Annotated in this window: 18 protein-coding genes; 6 read left to right on the top strand and 12 right to left on the bottom strand. The window is 39.9% G+C overall.

What is annotated here, in order from left to right; translation table 11 throughout:
- Positions 1-10: 10 nt before the first annotated feature.
- The 6 genes from IQ236_RS16740 to IQ236_RS16715 form a co-directional block, all read right to left on the bottom strand.
- Positions 11-1,621, bottom strand: coding sequence for an O-antigen ligase domain-containing protein (locus tag IQ236_RS16740; RefSeq protein WP_193870348.1), 1,611 nt, complete (start codon positions 1,619-1,621; stop codon positions 11-13).
- A gap of 51 nt (positions 1,622-1,672) precedes the next feature.
- Positions 1,673-2,500 (bottom strand): 2OG-Fe(II) oxygenase, encoded by an 828-nt coding sequence (locus IQ236_RS16735; protein WP_193870347.1) that lies wholly within the window; start codon positions 2,498-2,500, stop codon positions 1,673-1,675.
- Between the two features lie 38 nt (positions 2,501-2,538).
- Complete coding sequence (locus IQ236_RS16730; protein WP_193870346.1) at positions 2,539-3,423, bottom strand: sulfotransferase domain-containing protein; 885 nt, start codon at positions 3,421-3,423, stop codon at positions 2,539-2,541.
- Positions 3,424-3,511: 88 nt separating this feature from the next.
- Positions 3,512-4,852: an oligosaccharide flippase family protein gene (locus tag IQ236_RS16725; protein WP_193870345.1), complete on the bottom strand. Its 1,341-nt coding sequence runs from the start codon at positions 4,850-4,852 to the stop codon at positions 3,512-3,514.
- 420 nt (positions 4,853-5,272) lie between these two features.
- Positions 5,273-5,506, bottom strand: coding sequence for a DUF7219 family protein (locus IQ236_RS16720; RefSeq protein ID WP_193870344.1), 234 nt, complete (start codon positions 5,504-5,506; stop codon positions 5,273-5,275).
- Positions 5,507-5,786: 280 nt separating this feature from the next.
- The gene (locus IQ236_RS16715; RefSeq protein WP_193870343.1) at positions 5,787-6,131 is read right to left on the bottom strand and encodes an ArsR/SmtB family transcription factor; all 345 of its coding nucleotides are present in this window, start codon (positions 6,129-6,131) and stop codon (positions 5,787-5,789) included.
- A 133-nt stretch (positions 6,132-6,264) separates the two neighbouring features.
- Between IQ236_RS16715 and IQ236_RS16710 the strand changes: the two genes are divergently transcribed.
- On the top strand, positions 6,265-6,960 hold the full coding sequence (locus IQ236_RS16710) for an SPASM domain-containing protein (protein WP_193870342.1): 696 nt from the start codon (positions 6,265-6,267) through the stop codon (positions 6,958-6,960).
- A gap of 67 nt (positions 6,961-7,027) precedes the next feature.
- On the opposite strand, the gene bchH is transcribed toward IQ236_RS16710, so the two are convergent.
- Positions 7,028-10,699, bottom strand: coding sequence for a magnesium chelatase subunit H (bchH, locus tag IQ236_RS16705; protein WP_193870341.1), 3,672 nt, complete (start codon positions 10,697-10,699; stop codon positions 7,028-7,030).
- A gap of 457 nt (positions 10,700-11,156) precedes the next feature.
- Here bchH and IQ236_RS16700 point away from each other — a divergent pair, with 457 nt between their 5' ends.
- Positions 11,157-11,777, top strand: coding sequence for a ribonuclease HII (locus tag IQ236_RS16700; protein WP_228041686.1), 621 nt, complete (start codon positions 11,157-11,159; stop codon positions 11,775-11,777).
- A 51-nt stretch (positions 11,778-11,828) separates the two neighbouring features.
- The gene (locus IQ236_RS16695; protein ID WP_193870339.1) at positions 11,829-13,049 is read left to right on the top strand and encodes a hydrogenase; all 1,221 of its coding nucleotides are present in this window, start codon (positions 11,829-11,831) and stop codon (positions 13,047-13,049) included.
- Positions 13,050-13,323: 274 nt separating this feature from the next.
- On the opposite strand, the gene cobS is transcribed toward IQ236_RS16695, so the two are convergent.
- Entirely contained in the window at positions 13,324-14,121 is a 798-nt protein-coding gene (gene cobS, locus IQ236_RS16690; RefSeq protein WP_193870338.1) for an adenosylcobinamide-GDP ribazoletransferase, read from the bottom strand.
- Between the two features lie 587 nt (positions 14,122-14,708).
- Between cobS and IQ236_RS16685 the strand changes: the two genes are divergently transcribed.
- Positions 14,709-15,161, top strand: coding sequence for a hypothetical protein (locus IQ236_RS16685; protein WP_072720443.1), 453 nt, complete (start codon positions 14,709-14,711; stop codon positions 15,159-15,161).
- 143 nt (positions 15,162-15,304) lie between these two features.
- A complete protein-coding gene (gene tgt / locus IQ236_RS16680) occupies positions 15,305-16,468 on the top strand; it encodes a tRNA guanosine(34) transglycosylase Tgt (RefSeq protein WP_193870337.1) in 1,164 nt (387 codons plus the stop codon).
- Between the two features lie 207 nt (positions 16,469-16,675).
- On the opposite strand, the gene psb27 is transcribed toward tgt, so the two are convergent.
- Complete coding sequence (gene psb27, locus IQ236_RS16675) at positions 16,676-17,077, bottom strand: photosystem II protein Psb27 (protein WP_193870336.1); 402 nt, start codon at positions 17,075-17,077, stop codon at positions 16,676-16,678.
- A 155-nt stretch (positions 17,078-17,232) separates the two neighbouring features.
- Positions 17,233-18,207: a carbohydrate kinase family protein gene (locus IQ236_RS16670; RefSeq protein WP_193870335.1), complete on the bottom strand. Its 975-nt coding sequence runs from the start codon at positions 18,205-18,207 to the stop codon at positions 17,233-17,235.
- 231 nt (positions 18,208-18,438) lie between these two features.
- On the opposite strand from IQ236_RS16670, the gene IQ236_RS16665 reads away from it, so the two are divergent.
- Positions 18,439-18,864 carry a hypothetical protein gene (locus IQ236_RS16665; RefSeq protein WP_193870334.1) on the top strand — a complete coding sequence of 142 codons (426 nt, stop codon included), beginning with the start codon at positions 18,439-18,441 and terminating at the stop codon, positions 18,862-18,864.
- On the opposite strand, the gene IQ236_RS16660 is transcribed toward IQ236_RS16665, so the two are convergent.
- A complete protein-coding gene (locus IQ236_RS16660) occupies positions 18,853-19,428 on the bottom strand; it encodes a Uma2 family endonuclease (RefSeq protein WP_193870333.1) in 576 nt (191 codons plus the stop codon). The genes IQ236_RS16665 and IQ236_RS16660 overlap by 12 nt on opposite strands.
- Positions 19,429-19,562: 134 nt before the next feature.
- The coding region (locus IQ236_RS16655; RefSeq protein WP_193870332.1) for an S-layer homology domain-containing protein at positions 19,563-20,194 on the bottom strand (632 nt) is incomplete at its 5' end.

Raw genomic sequence — 20,194 nt, 5'->3', positions numbered from 1 at the left:
TTATAGAGATCTAGCTTTTTCGGCGATTGAGCTTAAGCAGACTGACACTAGGTTTTGCAGAAATCGGAATCGGTCGAGACTTTCGGCGATTAAGCTTAAGCAGACTGACACTAGGTTTTGCAGAAATCGGAATCGGTCGAGACTTTCTGGGATTGACTTTAGGAATAGACTTAACAGTTTTAGTAGTCATGAGAAGCGGTGTAGCCGGGATTTTTTGATTTTCTGTCCCCTGGCTATTAATCGTATGGCTAGAACCAGCAACAGAGGAATTGAATTCTTGGGGATTGGGGTTCATCAATAACCCAGCTAAACCCCCACTCGCTAGGGTAAAAACGGGATTATATTGATCATTTAAGAGGTTATCTAGTACATATAAAACTATAACCACACTCAGCACAGCAGCACCAGCGACCTGGGGACGACGAAACCAGGTTTTAGCCGGATATTGAAACAAGGAAAACATGAGTGGGGGAATCAAAGAGGTTCCAAAGATACCGATTACCCCGAAGGCGCCATTAATGCCATAGGCAATAATCCACAAACTATCCGTAACAGAAATATCCTTCAGTTTTCCTTCCGATTCGCTATAGGCATAAATCCGATTTCGTCCCCATCCTCCCCAACCAAACCACATTCGTTGTTTAGCTTTTACCACTAATAATTCTTCATTATCAAATCTAAATTCTAAAGATGCCGCTCGTTCTGCCCCCGCCATCTGAGTTGCAACCTCAATAATTTGATCGGCTTGTTTTCCAGTGAAGTTTCCCGTCACACCCAGGTACAGATAAGAAGATAACATCAAAATTAACAGCAGCAGGGGAAAGGCGGTGCGACACAATTTGGCACAGAACAAAATTACCACTCCAAAGAACATATACATATAAGCACCTGTGGAGCGAACTATAAGATGAGTGATATATAACCCGATGAACCAAAACATCATGGGTATATTCAAAAATTTTTTCAACGTACCGGATTGCCAAAGCCACAGCGCAATTAACGTTGCTGCCATCATCCACATCCCCACACTTAAACCATGTTTCATAAATACATTGGGTCGATATCCTCCTAAACGATAGGATTGGGAAAATTGGTGAATGCCATGATAGCCATAGACCATGCGATGCAGTTGGGGACTAATTACGCTTTCTAACCAGCATAAGGGGGCATAAATAATCCCACTAATAAAAATACCCATCGCTAATTCCTGAAGACCTTTCAAACTATTGAGATATAGGCGACCTAAAAAGTAAGGAATACCATACTCAACAATTTGGGTAAGCATCGATGAAAATCCATCGTATGCTCCTAAATCATTCGTGATTGATGCCATAAAAGGACTAATACACCACATCAGCATCGGAATATCCAACCATCCGAATTTAAAGGTGCGAAACCTTTGGGGATGATACAAATAAGTGGCCAGCATAATGCTGTAACTGGTGGCGGTGGCGCGATCATAATCAGGTAAACCGGGGAAGGAAAAGACAGCACGTTGGGGAAGAAATAGCCACGCCAGAATAAAACTGATCACCACTGCTCTATCCGTTGAAAACCGTTTAAATAACAACAGAACAGTGGGGAGCAAGAGTAATAAAGCCAGTTGTGCTTGAGGTGTCATAAACGCGGTGGCAAATTTCCCATATTTGTCAGATGTGGATAGTTCCCCACTTTAGGATTTATGCTTAATTGCGTTACGAAGATCGAAAAGAATTGGTGGCAGGAATTTTTTGAGCAGAGTTTTCAGGGGAACAGGAGCGGGTTTGGAGTTTAAATTGTCTCCGGGTCGGGCTTGGAATACCGTTGAATGAGTGTCCGAAACTTCTTCAGGAGGACGACCATTCGTGTAGTAATAAAGGGCTAAGGATTTGCGAGTCATTCCCTCTGGACAAGTTAAAGGATCAGGATGACCATGATAGGAAAAGTCTGAGGTACTGAAGATTACACACCGATTAAAAATCGGAAGAACTTTTTTAAAGCAGTGGGTCATTTCTGCATCCCACATTTCAAAATGTCCGCCATATTCTTCTTGCCAATTTTTATTCAAATAGATGAGCAGATTTAACCGCCGATCTAAACCCAAACCTTTATGTTTATTAAAGTCAACGTGCATTTTTAAAAATCCTCCCTTTTCAATTTGGTGAAGCCCTCCTCCGTGAAAGTAAGGGTCGGGAATAATTCCTGAAATTCCTGTGAGTTTTTCTAAAAATTTGAGGAAAACGGAAGAATTTAATTGATAGAGTAAAAACCGGGTGGCTTCACCCATTTGCAGTTCGGAGGTAGAAGCTAATTTTTTTTCAGCCTCTGCATCAAATTGTCTCCAATTGATTTGTCCGGGTTTAGGAAATTCTTCCAATATTTCATCTAAGACCGATTCAGGAAGAAAATTATCAATAACAATATGGGGAAAGGGTTCCGCTTCAGCGTAGGATTTCCACTGATTTTCGGCTAAATCGTTTAACTTGTTTAAATCCAGACAAAAGCTTAAGGATTGTGTCATGATTTTTCTCCTAGAGTTGATGATTGAAAATGTCGATTTTAACGGTTCCAGTGAGATAAGTCCCAATTTAAAAATTCAGCGAGTTGCTGATTGGGTTCTCGAAATTTTTCTAATAACATTTTGCGAGTTTCGGCCAGCATTGGAGGTGGCATATATTGTTGGGATTTCCATTGTTGGTATTTGGCACGGCGTAGCCATTGGTAGGCTTGATCCTTCAAGGATTTGGGAAAGAAAGCTTTGAACTGCTCAAACCCGGGAATTTTGTTGAAGGAAGAGGTTATTTGTTTCCTTACAAACCATTCTGAATCATCCTGGGCTTTATTGGCAACAATGGTACTTTCCTCGGTCAAATTAATCTGGGAATCAGCACCGATAAACGTGAGAATTTGGCAAATCGTCTCGTGCGGGCGTTGAATTAAGTCTTCCATGGGCAGGAAGAGGAATGACTCACGGGGATAAAATTTCAGATACTGTTCGATTTGATAGAAATAAAAACTACTGTCAATAAATTCACTTTGTTTGACAATGGTTTCTTCAAAGGTTTTTTCCACCGCTAATTCTGGTTTATGGCGAGCTCCTTTAAAGCGATGAATGTAGAACGAATAGGCCCGGTCTACGGGATGTCTCATAATATAAATCAGTTTAACCTGGGGTAAAGCTTTGACAAGACGTTCTACCGTATGGGGATATTGTTGTAAGCGGGAATAGGTCGTTGAGGCTTCACCACAAATTTGATCAGGTTTTGCTTGACCAAATAAGGATTCATACCAGTCCATTCCTCGATCATAGTGAGCATCTACAGAAAAGAAGTCGGGTTCTTTTGGAGTAGACATAAAGATCTGGGGATGGCGACACAAATATTGATAGAGTGTTGTTGTTCCCGATTTAGCTGCACCGATGATGATAAATTGGGGTTTAATCATTAGAAAACTCCTTGCTATCAATGCTATCAATAGGTGATTGACTGTTGTGAGTGGTTATCTACTGAAGAATATAAGCACCGTTACTCAGTTATAAAGCTTGGGCAAAAGGCAGGCCAAGACCTATTTGATATCGAATCCCAAGTACCGTGATTACTAAGATAATCAACACTAAACTAGCCTCCAGGTCTTGCTTAATTAGGGAAACCTTGTTAATCCAAAGTCCATAATTAACGACTATATAGTAAGGAATATCATTACAAGCAATCGTAATAATGACTCCTAAAATATTAAAGGCTTTAAAAGACAACGGTAACAAGATCATCATATAACAAAATTTCAAGAAATATCCGACTGTTGAATATTGGGGTTTTCCGATCGCATATAAAATTTTATCCAGGCTTGAACAAAGTACGACTGGCCATAATCCTAAACTGAGGATGGGTAGCATCCAGGCTGCTTGTTTATATCTATCATCATATAAAGCTAAAATAATCAAATCACCAAAACCAAAAAAAACAGTGATTAGTAAACCAAGTCCTATTAAGATAAACCAACGTTTTTTTAAGATTTTTTTTCTTAAGTTTTCCCTGGGAATATCCATTTGTTTAGAAAAAACGGGAAACAGAACTTGACTACTAATTTTGTTCAAGAGTTGTCTGGGTAAGTCAGCAAAGGTATAAGCAACTGTATAAATGCCTAATTTTTCTAAAGATATTAATTTTCCGAGAATCAGGCGATCACTTTGAGTTGCTAAAAAAGTCATTGCCGTGGAGAGAAAAATCCACCGACCAAAGGAAAAGATTTCCTCAAGGGCTTTTTTATCCCAAGCAAAACGGTTGGGACTGCCTTCATTCAAGAGATGACTTCTAATCAAACCCAAAAACGAACCGATCAATGTTCCACTGATTAAAGCCCAGATTGTAGGATTAATCCAAGCCCAAACACCCATGACGCTGAGACTTGTGATTTGGATAACAAAATCATAAACCGTGAGTTTACCTAATGCCAAATTACGGTTTAATGTTGCTAAAGCTGTTGAGTTAAATCCCGATATAACTGTTCCAAAACCAACAATGGGTGTAATCCACAAAAGTTGAGGTTCGTTATAAAAAGAGGCAATGGGTGCTGCGATCAATAAACAAGTAATCCAAAGCCCAAATCCTCGGAATACTTGAATTGTCCAAGCCGTATTCAGAAATTCTGGGTCATCTCCCCGTTGACTACGGATAATACTAGGGCGAATTCCAATATCTGAAAATAGGTTAAGACCTATAATAAAGGTATTAACTAATGCCATCAAACCAAATAATTCAGGGACTAGAAGACGAGTAAGGATTAGGTTTCCCCCAAATCGTAAGACTTGGCTACCTCCATAGCCGAAGAGAGTCCAAATTGTACCTTGAATTGCTTGTTTACTAAGAGATGCCATGAGGATGTTAACCGTAAATAAATTTTGGAAATAGGGGGTTTAGAACTGGTGGCTTTTTGCCTTGACTGGTTTTGAAATACCCGTCCTGATCAATTTCCGGGTTCTGATGGTATAATATCTTGATGCCTAAGTTCAAAATGATGGGCTAAAATGAGGTTGATCTAAGTCTATCTTTAGATAGAGTATTGTACAATTTTTGACTGGAATCTTCAAATCGTCTAGCGTTTAGAATAGAACGACTTGAGGTCATTATGCCACGATTATAGATGAACTTTATCAAACTTTTACATTTTTCTTTAAAAAAGTAGAACTTCCTGTTTATCGATCTAATCTCGGTGAAGGATTGTTGGTAAATTGTCCTTAAAAAGAAAGAGTACAGATGAACTGTACCCTTCCTTTGATAACCCTAAATTCAGGCTCTTATCCTGCTTTTTTTCCAATTCCCAAATGTTGTTTACTTTCTCGAAGTTGTTCCCATAAAGCTTCAATTTGTACATAAGATTCTTCAACTGAAAGTTTTCCACTGGTTTGCAAGCCAACAATAAGGTTGACCTTCTGAGCAAATTCCTGCAAATTAGCATTAAACACAACATTTTCAGGAGTTGCATTTCCTCGATAACGAGAACTCCAGTAAAACGAACCTCGGTTGGTCATCTTTTTCACCCTCCAGTTTACATAATTATCCATTTTTACATACAATGTCGGATTCAGAATCAACTGAAAAAGTATTGCTTGATACTTTTATTATAACTCAATTAGCTTCATGTTTTCAGGATAGAGAAAATACAGTTCTATATCGTGAGATATAAATTGATATTAAGAATTGAAGTTCTTCGCACCCTAGAAACAATGAAACAAAATGCCTGTTCAAGTTGGTAAAAAAAGATACAGACCTTTTTGATTTTTCACCGAACAGCAGATCTTGAGACGGCTCTCAATTACAACCGTTGTGGGAGGTTGCGAGGGGACTAAAATGGCGGTATTGTGCCAAATATTCTTCTAAAACTTTAAATTGGTCAGGGTTAAGACGATAGTAAATCCATCGTCCTTCTTGACGACTTTGTACTAATAATGCTTCTTTCAGGGTTTTCAGGTGGAAGGAAAGTTTAGACTGACTGACTCCCAACAGTTCGCACAGTTCACAAACGCACAATTCTTGTTCTCGTAACAGATTGATGACTTGCAAACGCAAAGGGTCAGATAGGGCATGAAACCTAGCAACGAGAACACTGTTCGCAACAGGAACCGCAGGAGTTCCCCTCACATTATTTGCAACCATCAAGGATCTCCTAAATTTAGGCGAATCACTCTAGCTTATCATCTTCGTTTCATTCCAATATCAAGTACAAATCAACCATTCTGAGGTGATCATTCAGGATTGTTGATCTTCTTTGAGAATCTACAGTCCTCTGATGAGAATCAAAACTTGCTTCCTAATTTCCATTGATGCTCACATTGCTGAAATTCATGATTATGTCCGAGGAGTTTCCGGTGCTTTAGAAAAAGTCAAAAAACATTTGCAATTTTTACTAGCAGAACGAAATGCTCAAGGGCAAACCTTTCCTGTGATGATTAAACCAACGGTTCATGGTCAAAATTTGCATATTATTTCTCAAATGCCGGAATGGGTGCAACAATTGGGAGCAACGGCTGTTAATTTCCAACCTGTTGATCGTTGGACATCTGAAACCTATGATGAACTTTGGATTTCTGAAGCTCGTATGGAAGAATTGCAAACCGTTGTTGAAAATTTAATTGAACAAAAACGCCAGGGTCTTCCCATCCTCAATAGTGAATCTTTGCTACAAATGTGGTCGGCTCATTTTCGAGAAGAAAAAGCACCCGCCAGTGTTGGTTCCTGTCGTGTGGGTTTACGAAACTATTTTATTCGCTCGAATGGGGATGTAGAAGTTTGCTGGTTTTATCCTCCCATTGGCAATGTTAAACATCACAGTGCGCGACAAATTTGGGAAGGAGAAGAAGCTCAGGATCGACGTCAACAAACAACAAATTGCGATCGCCTTTGCCTCTACACTTGTTTATCCCAAAAAACCTTAGCAGATAAAGTCAAAATGGGATTAACTCTATTAACAAATCGTCAAAATTAGCTGCGTTAATCTTCTGTAATCTCTGCTATAGCCTACCTTTGTAGACTATAGCAGTTTTTGATGGGTTTTAAAGGATTACTCCTTCTAATTCTTGTTCTGTTAAATCATACAATGCTCTTAATTTTTCTAAAGTTTCTGCATCGGTTTCCCAAAATCCACGACCCTGCGCTTCTAACATTCGACCGACAATATTACGAAAAGCTTCGGGGTTTGCTTGTCTTAATTGATTAGCCCTTTTTTCATCTAACGCATAGGTTTTAGCTGCTTGATCATATACCCAATTTTCTTTGAAATTAGTTGTTCCTCCCCAACCCATTAATGCCGTCATTCGTTGAGAAATTTCATAAGCCCCTCCACTTCCTTGATTCACCATTGCATCTGCCCATTTGGGATTTAATAATTTCGTTCGATATTCAATTCTTAGTAAATCTTCTAATTGTCGAGGCGTTGTATCTTTAGAAAAACTTTCAACAAAATTAGCCTTGATTTTTTTACCTTGATGTTGTTCGGCTGCCCGTTTTAATCCTCCTGTATTGGCATAATATTCTTGAATATCTGTTAATCCATATTCAACAGAATCAATTTCCTGCACAATATTATCCATTGTGTTTAACAATTGAGTCATCACTTCCGGTCTAGCTTGTCCTTTATCTTGGCGACCATAACTAAAGACATTTCGCCCTTTCCAGGTGTTCGCTAATTCGTCCCCAGATTCCCAATTTCCATCGACAATTTGATCATTTACTAATGAACCAAAATCCCCCGATGGATTAGAAAATAAACGGGCGGATGGGTTTTCAATACCTTGCGATCGCAACTGTAAAGCGTGTTTTCTAATAAAGTTTTGGTCTTCGGGTTCTTCAACATTGGTAGCCCGCAGAAATAAATCATCTAATAATTCAATAATATTAGCAAAACTATCTCGAAAAATTCCCGATAAATTTGCTAAAACATCAATCCGAGGATGATTGATATTTTCTAACGGTTGTAATTCATAACGAACAATTCGTCCAGTTCCTTCTTTAACAGGTTCCGCTCCGACTAATTCTAAGATAATTCCTAATGATTCTCCCCGCGTTTTAATCGCATCTAACCCCCATAACATTACCGCCACCGTTTCAGGATAATTCCCCGTTTCTGCTAACTGTTGAGCGATGATTTTTTGAGCGATTTCTCGTCCTCTTAAATAGGCCGCAGCAGAAGGCATTCGATAGGGATCTAACGCATGAATATTGCGTCCGGTGGGCAACACTCCCGGCCCATCTCGCAGTAAATCCCCACCGGGAGCGGGAGGAATATATTCTCCATTTAATCCTCGTAATAAATTGGTTAATTCATCGGAAGTTTGCAACAATAACCCTCGAATTTGACTGTCTGTTTCTGGGGTTAACTCATTCATTGATTCAGTGGAATAAGCATTCATATAATTGCTTAATTCCTCTTCTGTTGGGTTTTCTCCAAAGGTATGTAATCCAGAGGAAAATAATCGCTGTTCAAGCACTTGCAAATAATCATAAATTTTGATAAAATAATTGTAGAGAACTTCGACACTAAATAATCGAGCATTTTCTAAATTAAAAGCAATTCCTAATTTTTTCCCTTCCTCAAAAGGACAATCTACCTCTAAACCCATATCTACAATTTGCTGACTAATTACCTCTTGAAGAGTAGAATTTTTTTGCGGATCTTCCCGATATTCGGCAATTAATTCTCGTAAAGATACCAATTGTTTATACAGTCCGGCTCGACCATAAGGCGGAACATTATAAGAAATCAATACCCCATAGCCTCGACGTTTTGCTAAAATAGATTCTGAGGGATTATTAGCAGCATACAGATATAAATTCGGCAGATTTCCCAGTAAAATATCTGACCAAGAATAACCTGTATTTCCTAACGGTGAACCAGGCAACCATTCAACAGTTCCGTGCATTCCAAAATGAACAATAGCATCGGCTTGAAAGTCTTTTTGTAACCATTGATAAAAGGCAGTATATTGGGGATGGGGGGTTAAATCTCGTTCAAACATTAACCGCATTGGATCACCGGATAACCCTAAAGGCGGTTGAACTCCGATCCAAATATTACCCAGTTGAATTCCCCCAATATGATAATCTTCACCTAAAGTTTTAATCCCCGTTCCTGTTAAAGATTTCCATTGTTTCTCTACCCGACTGCGTTGTAAATAGCCTAACCATTTTTCTAATTTTTCTACATTGACTTGATTAGAAATAACCGAACCCTCAGCCAACACAAAATTCTGTTTTATTTCTAAGGTTTCATCTGCTATTTTAACTTTTTGAATTAAACTTTCACCCGTTTCGGGTAACTCTCCAACGCTATAACCTTGGGCTTTTAACCCATGCAAAACCTTTAATAAACTCTGGGGTACATTTAATAAAGCTGCGGTTCCGGTTGCGCCATATCCAGGGGGAAATCCATATAAAATAATAGCAATTTTTCGGTTTTCAGGCGGTTTTTGTCTCAGTTTGATCCAACTTTTCACCCGTCCGGTTAACCGTTTTACTCGTTCAGGAATTAAATAAATTTCTTCTCCAACTAACCCCCCTAAAGGAACTGTATCAATAGCACCATCGAGTTCGGGTAAAGCATATAAAACAACGCTTTGTAACCCTCCTATTCCTTGACGAGTCCAAGATAATAAATCTTGAATTAATAGGGGTGCTGCAATAAAATAAGGAACGTTTTTGACGGTTAAAATCCCTTTAGCAATTTCTACCTGTCGTCCGGCTTCCATTGAGCCTGCTGGCCCTCCAACTAAGGGAAACCCAATGGTTGAAACAATGGCATCAACCTTTACAGCTTCTTTAGATAAGGATAGGGTTTCAATCTTTCCCTGTTCTCGCTTATTTAATTCATCCGTTGTTGTCATCCAATCTCTAACCGCAACATGACCTTCAACACCATTAATAAAAATTGGTAAAGGGATTAAATTATCCTGCTGAAAATAACTAATAAGTTTCGGAATATAATTTTGGTGAGTAATAACGTGCTTTCGATATAATAAAAGACCGACAACGGGATTATTAGCTGTCTCTGGATATTGCTGTTGATACCAGTCTAAATAAGCTTTAGGGGATTCAAAATAACCGTTATAATCGGGATGTAATAATCCCATATTAGGCGTTTCTATGGGCGGCGGAATTTCACCAACGGTTAACCCTAAATAATTTGTAGCAATTGTCCAAAACATAGCGGCGACATTTTCCGTTCCCCCTGCGTTCCAATACCCATAAATAATTAACCAGTTGCGGAGATCTTGAACTTTCTTAACCGGAACAAATTTTAATAATTTTGGCCCTGTTTTCAGAAAGCTAATATAACCCGCAAGTTTATCTTCTTCTTTCCCACTGGAAAATTTACTGAGAATAAATTGTACAGGTTTGGGCATTCCTTTCGGTTTATCCCCAATTTTAAAGGCGCCAATTTGAGTTAAACTCATTAATTCTAAAGCAGATTCAAATACTAACCGAATGGGAATCTTTTGTACCCGTTCTCGTAACCATAAAACTTGATCATAATCAAATAATAAACTTGCAAAAAAAACATCAGCATTTTCTAACGCTGCTGCGACGGTATCCGGTTCAGTAGAAATAGCGCGATCGCTAAAGACAAAAATCTCTAATTCAGGACAACGAACACTGGCTAATTGTGCAGAATTTCGATATAAATCAGCATTAAAAGATTCAAAGCCTGCAATCAAAACAATTCGTTTCATAAAATCAGTTTTTAAAATATACGGTTTAATCTATGATAGATAATTATAGCAAGTCTAAATTTGAAGGAAGTCAGCACCCCGCTCTGAAGAGACGGGGCTTCATGCCTCCTCTTTGGATAGCTGACCAGCCTAAGTCTTAACTGACTACGTTATCGGCAAGCGTTAAAGAACCCACCAATGGATGCGTAGCTAGTCCGTTGCTCTGGAACTTAAAAGTTAAACAGTTTTACGAGGGGTAAAACAGTGCTTTTGAGATAGTTACCGACCGATAACATTGGCGAAGCTAACTTCACCCTAGAAATAGGAGTGGGAGAAATCCCAAAAAAACCGGGAATCGGCAAATACAAAAATTTTTGTCGATTCCCAATCCAATATTCACGGGGAATAAATTCCCCTGAGTCGTGTTTCCTCTGTTGTCTGAAGACGCGCTCGTTTCCACACTCCCATGCTTTTTTCTATGATAGAAGATGATTCTCCAACTCCGATTTTAATCGCCGGAGTGGATGAAGTTGGACGAGGTGCTTTATTTGGCCCTGTGGTGGCAGCCGCCGTGATTTTATCTGAAAATAGTATGACCCAATTAACCCGTGCTGGGGTGAAAGATAGTAAGAAATTAACCCCTGGGGTGCGTTCGCGGTTAGCCCTGGAAATAAAAGCGATCGCCATTGATTGTAAAATTGGTTGGGCTTCCGTGCGAGAAATTGATCGCGTCAATATTTTACAAGCGACATTATTAGCCATGAAACGCGCTATTTCTAAGTTAAATCCCCAACCCGAACTTTGTTTAATTGATGGTAATCAAACCATTCCGCAATTATTCATTCCCCAAAAAACTATTATTAAAGGTGATAGTACATCTTTGGTCATTGCAGCCGCCAGTATTGTTGCAAAAGTTTGGCGAGATGAATTAATCACTCGTTTATCGAAAAAATATCCTCACTATGATTTAAAAAAAAATAAAGGTTACGGAACAGCAAAACACCGTCAAGCTATTCAACAATATGGTATAACTTCTCAACATCGTCAATCTTTTAGTTGTTGTCAATTATCCTTACCTTTAGAGTACAATGAAAGATAGAAAAGATTCAACGATGCTGTACCCAACTTTGAACGAGGAGGATTATTCTTTGTGGAACCAAATTACGAAACCTTAAAACAACAACTGACTGCATTATCTCAACGCTATCCCAATTTAGGGAGTCGTCTCACCGAAGCCGCACAACACCTCAAAACCGCAGGAACTCCCCCAGCAAAAAGCTTAGTGGATGAAGTGATTGCTTACTCTAAAGACTTTAGCGAAATTCAACAAAAATTGATCGCCCAAGGACAACAACCTGCTATTCAAGCAACCTCTGTACAACAGTTACAGAATTTATTACAAACCTTAACCGCCCCCCCTGGACATCAGAAGACTCACCAACAAGCGTTGCAAATTTTAGAGCAAGTTCTGTCTCTAACCCACAGCGAACAACCGGATTTTTCACCCTTACAAACGGCTCAAAATCAAGCAAGAGAATTGCAAGAATCTATTACTCAGCAAACCAACCAACTGCATTCTGTCGCCGAAGCCTTAGCGGCTGGAAATCATCCGTTAGTGGCATTAGTCAACTTAGTCGAAAAACAAGATCAATTAGATGATAATCAATGGGCGATTTTAGAAGAACAAATTACTAAAGCCTTTGGTAAGTCTCTGGGGGTGGCAATTTCCAGAGGAAAAATTAATTTCACCGTTCAACCTCCCGCCCCAGTTGCAACTGTTCCTAAACCGCAAATTCCTGATATTGTGATCTTGGATGAACCCCAAGGATCGGCAAACCCCGAATTAATTATTGTTCCCAGTATTGATGTTAGCAAATTACCTCCCACCATTGACGGGAAAAATATTGTTTTTGGCAATGCACCCCTTGTCTCTAAATCCCAAGGAAAGGCAACCCTTTCTAATATTAATTTAAAGATTTTAGTCCATTTACAAGGCTTAGGCGATCGCGCCTTTACCGCCAGAGAATACGCCGGAACACGAGGCCAAGGACGGCGTTTAGAAGCTCTGCAAATTAATATTGATCCCCCCATTGCGGGTTTAAGTCTGCGCTACATGGCTCATATCGCCAACGTTGGGGATACCCCCTGGATTTCCGAAGGACAATTAGTCGGAGAACGGGGCAAAAACCGACAAATTGAGGGATTTATGATTGAACTCACTGGCCCCCAAGCTGCGAACTACACGGTTTTCTATACGGCCCACATCCAAAATAAAGGCGATGTTCCCGTCTGCACCAACGGCCAATACTGCGGCACAAAAGGTCAAGGTCTACGGGTAGAAGGACTTAAAGTTTGGATCGAAGCGAAGTAATAATCAGTTATCAGTTATCAGTTATCAGTTATCAGTTAAGCTGTTCCGCATTTAAACTTTATATGTAAGCCAGTGAGAACGCTGGCACTACAAGACTTTCCCCATTTCTAAATACACAATTTAGATGCTGAACAGCTTATTAGTGTAAGAGTGAACAGTTAACCGTTAACCGTTAAAATTTAAGTTTTAATAAGTTGTAAATGTTAACAACTGCCCACTTCTTGACTGATAACTGTTAACTGATGACTGATAACTGATGACTGATGACTGATTATTATCCTTGTAATGCAACCACCCAAACTAAAACAAAGGCTTCTGTCCATTCAACAACGGCTCCATAAGTATCTCCGGTGTGTCCTCCCAAACGCGCATTAAACCAAGCCCCGCTTAAAATGGCGATCGCACTTCCCCCTAAAGCTAGACCTATAGCCACTAACCAATGCTGAGGATGGAGAAGCACAATAATCCCGCTTAAAGCCATCAGTAATAGCGCACCGGGAACTAAATCCCAGGACGAATAGGGGGTATCCTTGTGAAAGGCTCCCTTTCCTGTAGCTTTCAAATAGGGATAACGAGCGATCGCCACTAACTGTCCCCAACGTCCCCATCCCGCCACAGCCATTAAAATTAAGCCTCGATCTGCACTCAAATCCTGTAAAGCAGAAACTTTTAATAATATAATTGCGATCGCCACCATCACCCCAAAGGCCCCCGTCACACTATCGGCCATCACCTCTAAGCGTCGATTCGGATCGCCCACGGCTAAACCATCAGCCGTATCCATTGCTCCATCTAAATGTAATCCTCCGGTGATGCCAATTCCTGCCAGAATGACTAAAACAGACCGGGTTAATACCGGACAACCGAGTAGGAATAATCCCCCATCAATTAAGCCTAAAATTCCGCCGATTAATACCCCAATCACCGGGGCAAAACGGGCAATTCCTCGAAACTCCAACGACCAAGATAGGGGGATAGGGAAACAGGTATAAAAGGCAATTGCCGCCGCTAACGCTGCACCCTGTCGCTGGAAAAATTCAGAAAGTGATCGAATCAGCTTATTATCTGACATAGCAAAAAATTAAATTTGCGTAGATCTATAAATATTTTCTAGGTTATGCCAGAATTGAAATAACAACTCATGTTTTGCCTGAGTCAAGTCAAAACATCATATCGGAGTTTACCAACTCCAGGGTTGTTCAATGACACATCTGCTCGAAAACGAATCCATCCTTTTTAATTCCTTGCGATTATTTCAGATAAGAGAAGGAATAGGTGAGTTACAAACCCGGTTTGTCCGATTGGACAGTTGTAGTTTTGCTACAATGACAATATCTACCATATCAGTGAAAAGCATGGTTCTAATGATGGGTAGGAATAGCTTGAGCCTTGTTAAAGAATTTTAATAAAATTCTGACTTCAGCCTTGCATTTTCCTCAATAATTGTTAGAGTAAAACCATAAGATCAATGGCGGAGGAATAAAACAATTAAGGTTCGTAATTGGGAAGGCGTATCGGAATTAACGACCAGTACAGCCAGACACCTTTGTTCGTAATTCCTCTACACCTAGGGATGGGATAACTTGACAACTACAGATTTCATTCAACAGAATCATTGCCATTCTGTCATTCACAGATTACATCTGAGGCTTTTGCTCCATGAGTTACGACCAACTAAACTACAGGGTGTCTGCTCCGTGCATTATCGATACGGGTATCGTTCTCAATAAGCGGGATATGCAAAAACTGCTTGTTGATTTAGGTCGTGTCCGTTATTTGCATATTCAAGACGGACAAATATGCACCGAAGCAGAAGGATACATCCTAGAAGTTTTTGCCAATCCACAACAAGCAACATTAGTTGCGAATCATTCGTTGTATTTGAATGTTTATAGTTTTGATTACTTAGAACTCAAACAGTCTCCTGACAAGGAAACTTATTTTGATCTGGTTCAAGAAGGGGGGCGTTTATTAAGATTAATTCCTTTAAACAATCCCTTACAAGAACAATTTAACCGCAATTTTAATGCAGCAGCTTTAGATGCGGTTATGGATCAAGTTTTGTCTTCTAATTGGGATACTCAAATTGATGAGGATGACTGTCCATTCTAAGGGATAAAAGCCAGGAAATCGGAATTCTCAAGGCTTAATCTCAGAATTTGAACTTTGTTGTTTCAACAGAGCCTTAGAATAAAAAAGGAAAGGGGAAAATTATTTTTTCCCCTAGTTTTTCCAAGCTGTTTTTTAAGTTTTTTATGTCACACCCTTTTTCCTTTGAAGTTCAGGCGTGCTGTAGTCAAACAAAAGCCCGTGTTGGGTTATTTCATACCCCCCATGGTTGGGTGGAAACCCCCCGATTTATGCCTGTGGGAACCTTAGCCAATGTCAAAACCTTGACTCCAGCCCACCTGAAGGATGCAGGTGCCCAGATGGTTTTATCCAATACCTATCACCTGCATTTACAACCAGGGGAAAATATTGTGGCGAGGGCTGGAGGTCTGCATCGATTTATGGGGTGGGATGGCCCGATGTTGACGGATTCTGGGGGGTTTCAAGTCTTTAGTTTAAGTGAAATTCGCACCATCACTGAAGACGGGGTAACGTTTCGTTCTCCCCATGATGGGAAAATCATTAACTTTACCCCAGAACGTTCTATCCAAATTCAAAATGAATTAGGGGCGGATGTGATTATGGCTTTTGATGAATGTCCCCCCTATCCCGCCAGTCGAGAAGCGGTTTTAAAAGCCACAGAACGCACGAAACGCTGGTTAGAACGTTGTATTCAAGCCCATCAACGCAGCGACCAAGCTTTATTTGCCATTGTACAGGGGGGAATTTATGCGGATTTACGACAAAAAGCGGCTCAAGAATTAGTTGAATTTGATTTACCTGGATATGCCATTGGTGGGGTAAGTGTGGGGGAACCTGTAACATTAATTGAAAAAATTGTTCAGGTGACAACGCCAATTTTACCCTTTAATAAACCCCGTTATTTAATGGGGGTAGGAACCTATCGGGAAATGGCTCAAGCCATTGCTGCTGGGGTGGATTTATTTGATTGTGTCATTCCCACTCGTTTAGCCCGTCATGGCGCAGCATTAATTAAGGGAGAACGATTGAATTTAAAAAATGCTCAATTTCGAGAGGATTTTCAACCGTTAGATGAAACTTGTCCCTGTTATACCTGTCAAAATTTTAGTCGGGCGTATATTAGTCATTTAGTCCGAGCCAAGGAACTCTTAGGCTATACATTAATCTCAATTCATAATGTTACCGAATTAATTCGGTTTACCCAACGCATTCGAGAGGCGATTTTAAACCATCGATTTGCAGAGGAATTCCAATTTTGGTTAAGTCCAGCACCGGATACTGAAACCGTTTTAGAAGAGGTTGAAATCAATAAACGTAGTCACGGCTAACCCCCCGTAGTAAGCCCTTCAGGGCTTTCTTCCTGCTATCAATTACAGTTTAAATCCCTGATCATGAAAAATTGTCGTTCTTCAGAATTATGTCGCGAGGGCGGCTACTAATAATCGCCCTCTTCAACTAGCATTAACCGTTGCAAATGCCTTCTATATTTTCCTAAAGTTGACGGACTTTTGGAGAAACCCCGCCCCTACAAATGTTTACGCGCCTCGGTTGACGGCAGCTTCAACTTGTTTAAATTCTTGTTCCAAACGTTGTTTTAACTTATCGGGGATAGGACGGTTAGGATAGGAGCTATAATGACCTGCTAAGGCATTGAGGGCGGTTCGCATGGTGGTAAAGGAGGAGAGAGTCGTTACAGAGCTATCCCGACGGTAACGGGCAATAAATTCGTTAATCACCTCGCGGGCTTGACCTTGGGCTTCTGACTTATTCGGAGCATCTTCAGGTAACAGGATAGCAGTTCTTAAGCTATCGACAACGGCTAAAGTATCTTGAGGATAATTGCCTGTTAACAGTCCAGAGGGACTTCCCCCACATCCGACTAAGGTAATGGCGGCTACAAGAACAAGAGCTAATAGGCGAGAAATGTATTTTTTCATGATCTTTATTAGAATTGGCATTAAAAATTATAGTCAAAATCCGGGTCTATTCTATCTGAAGGAAGGAATAAACTGCTAAAATGGGGGATGGGATCAGGGTCAAACGTCCCAATTCTAATACTTAATTTAGCTTTAATTGTTATCTTAAAAATTAATTAAGATTTAGAATTGTTTAAAAATATTTCAACTTCTGTTAATGTCGGTTCAGCCGCAATTGCACCGGGTTTTGTTGTGGTTAATGCCCCAACTGCACTCGCAAACCTTACCATATCTTCAGCTATTATAGCATCATTAATCGCATCTAGTCCTAATTTACAGAATTGATCAAGAATTCCGGCTGTAAATCCATCTCCAGCGCCCGTTGTATCTGCTACACTAACAGAAAATGCGGGTAGTCTTCCTGAATTTCCGGCTAAATAATAGGCACAACCTTGTTCACCTGCCGTAACAAAGACTCCTTGGATTTGTAACAATTGAGCGATCGCTTCGGGTTCTATCGTATTAAATAATAATTCAGCTTCTTCATTCGTTAATTTAAGAAAATCCGCATTTTGAACCAACTTTAAAATCAAGTCAATTGCAGAATCAGGATTTTGCCAAAACATCGGTCGCCAATTTATATCAATAAAAACTTTAACTTGATATTTTTTAGCTAACTGAATTGCTTTTAAAATTGCTTGTTGACTTTCTGGATAAGCTAATTCTAAGGTTCCCAAAACAAGAAATTTTGCGGTTTTAAATAATGCTTCTGGAAGGAGTTCTGCTTGTAAATAGGTATCTGCAAATTCTGTAGTGTCTAAATCTCCAAAACCTGCAAAACTGCGATCGCCTGCTGCATCTCTAACTACATAAACAATCCGAGTCGGTGCGTTAGAATGGCGTTGAACTCCTGTAATATTAACACCTATTTCCCTTAATAATTCCACTAATTGTTCTCCGGGTGCATCTTCCCCAATACACCCGATAAAAGCCGTTGGAATGCCTAATTTTACTAATCCGCAAGCCGTATTAGCGGGAGCACCTCCAGGGTAATCTGTCCACAATTTAACCTGTTCTAACGGTTGTCCTAATTCATTCGATAACCGATCAAACAACATTTCACCAATACAAATAACTGGAGGATTATTCATGATTTTTCACAATAATAAACCTTCTCTATTGTAGGGTGCGTAAGCAACGCGCACGCACCAGCTATCGTAGAACATTTAAGCACACTCAGCCAGAGTAAACAGGATGGGATGATTTGACCCTAATGATTCTTGGTTGTGCTTGAATTGGATATAGGCTGAGGACTGAAAACAACGGAAATACAAATCTAAAGATATAATTAAACTTTGTTCCGTCATCTGGGGAATCGTTCAATGCGTCCCAAAAACCCACTATTCCAAAAGTGTCTTGCCTCTATTGAATTTATTGATGTTGATGGAAATATTTATCTGAATAGCCCAGGAATTTATCTAGTAGTTCGTAATCAAGCTTCAAAAGATAGTAAAAATAAGTCTTTAGAAATTACTAGCTCTACTTTGCAAGTTATGTATGCCTTATTAAGCCAGCCCAATACTTTAAAAGAGGATGATGTTGATGAACAAATTTCTTACATTTCTGGTGTTAGTCCCAAAACGGTGAAAACCACCTTAAAAAAACTTCAACAGTTAGATTACATGACTTACAAATACGGAAGATACGAAATCATTGATTATGTCAAACTTCTTGAAAGGTGGCAGTTAGGATACTCTGAAAGATTACGTTATGTGGGCAATATTAAGATGATCTATTTACCAAATTAATGAAAGATTTAAAACAAATCCGGGTAAAATATCTTCTCCCGATAAGGTAGTTGGGTTTTCTAAAATTTCTTTTTCCCTCCCGTGACGATAAATTTCGACTTGACGATTTTTACGATTAATTAACCAACCTAAACAAGTCCCATTATCAATATACTCCTGCATTTTATCTTGTAGAGGTTTTAAAGAACGCTCTTGCGATCGCAATTCTATGACAAAATCGGGGCAAATTGGCAGAAATTTCTCTTGCTGTTCGGGGGTGAGAGATTCCCACTTCGCTAAGGGTATCCAAGCCGCATCAGGAGAACGATCTCCACCATTAGCAAGTTGAAAACAAGTAGAAGAATCAAAGACAATTCCTAATTGAGTTTGTCGATTCCACAAACCCAAATCTAGGTTAATATCTGAGTTCCGTTTTCCAGTTCCGCCTCCGGTGGGTGGCATAATAATTAAGTCTCCTGTGGCGGTTCGTTCTAATTTTAATTCACGATTAGCGATACAAAGTTGATAAAATTGCTCATCGGTAATCGGGGCGGTTTCTGGATTATTTAAAATTAATTCTGCCATATTTTTTATCTCCTTAATTTTTTCTTGTTGCTAGGTTCTACCTAGCAATACTTTAATCAAGCTCTGCCTGCTGTTAACGGGAGGCAGAGCCTCCCTAAGTAAATTCCCTGGTTCTACCAGGGAACTAGAGGGAATTAAACAATGTAAGGAGAATCAATCGCCTGTGCCCGATTAACGGCCACTAAGGTTTGATAGAAAATCGCCGCAATTTCCCCACGAGTGACATCTTTTAAGGGGTTAAAAACCTCTTTTTTCGGGTAATTGACCACCATATTTAATTCCGTTGCGGTAATCATGGCATTAACAGCAAAAGCCGGAATTTGAGCACGATCCGTATAAACACTCAAACTATTCGAGGTTCCCCCGGTTAATTTCAACCCATTCACTAAAGAAACAATAGCCTGAGAACGAGTTAAATTTTGATTGGGTCGGAAGGTTTTATCAGGATAACCCGACAGGAACCCCGCCCGATTTGCCTTATCAATGGCTTCTTTCCCCCAGAAATCCGCGGGAACATCGGTAAAGGCGATGGGTTCTCGAATAGGGGTGAGTGTAAACGCCTTCATCAACATTGCAGCGTGTTGGGCGCGAGTTAAGGTCGCATCCGGTTTAAATGAACCATCGGGGAACCCGCTAATAATCCCCATATCCGCTAACCGCTCAATAAACGGTCTCGCCCAGTGAGACGCAATATCGTTGAATTTTGCACCACCTGGAGCCGGAGTCGGTGTGGGAGTTGGGCCAGGGCTGGGTGCTGGGGTGGGAG

The sequence above is a fragment of the Planktothrix mougeotii LEGE 06226 genome, from assembly GCF_015207485.1.
GTDB lineage: Bacteria > Cyanobacteriota > Cyanobacteriia > Cyanobacteriales > Microcoleaceae > Planktothrix.
This window is presented reverse-complemented; position numbering and strand designations above follow the sequence as displayed.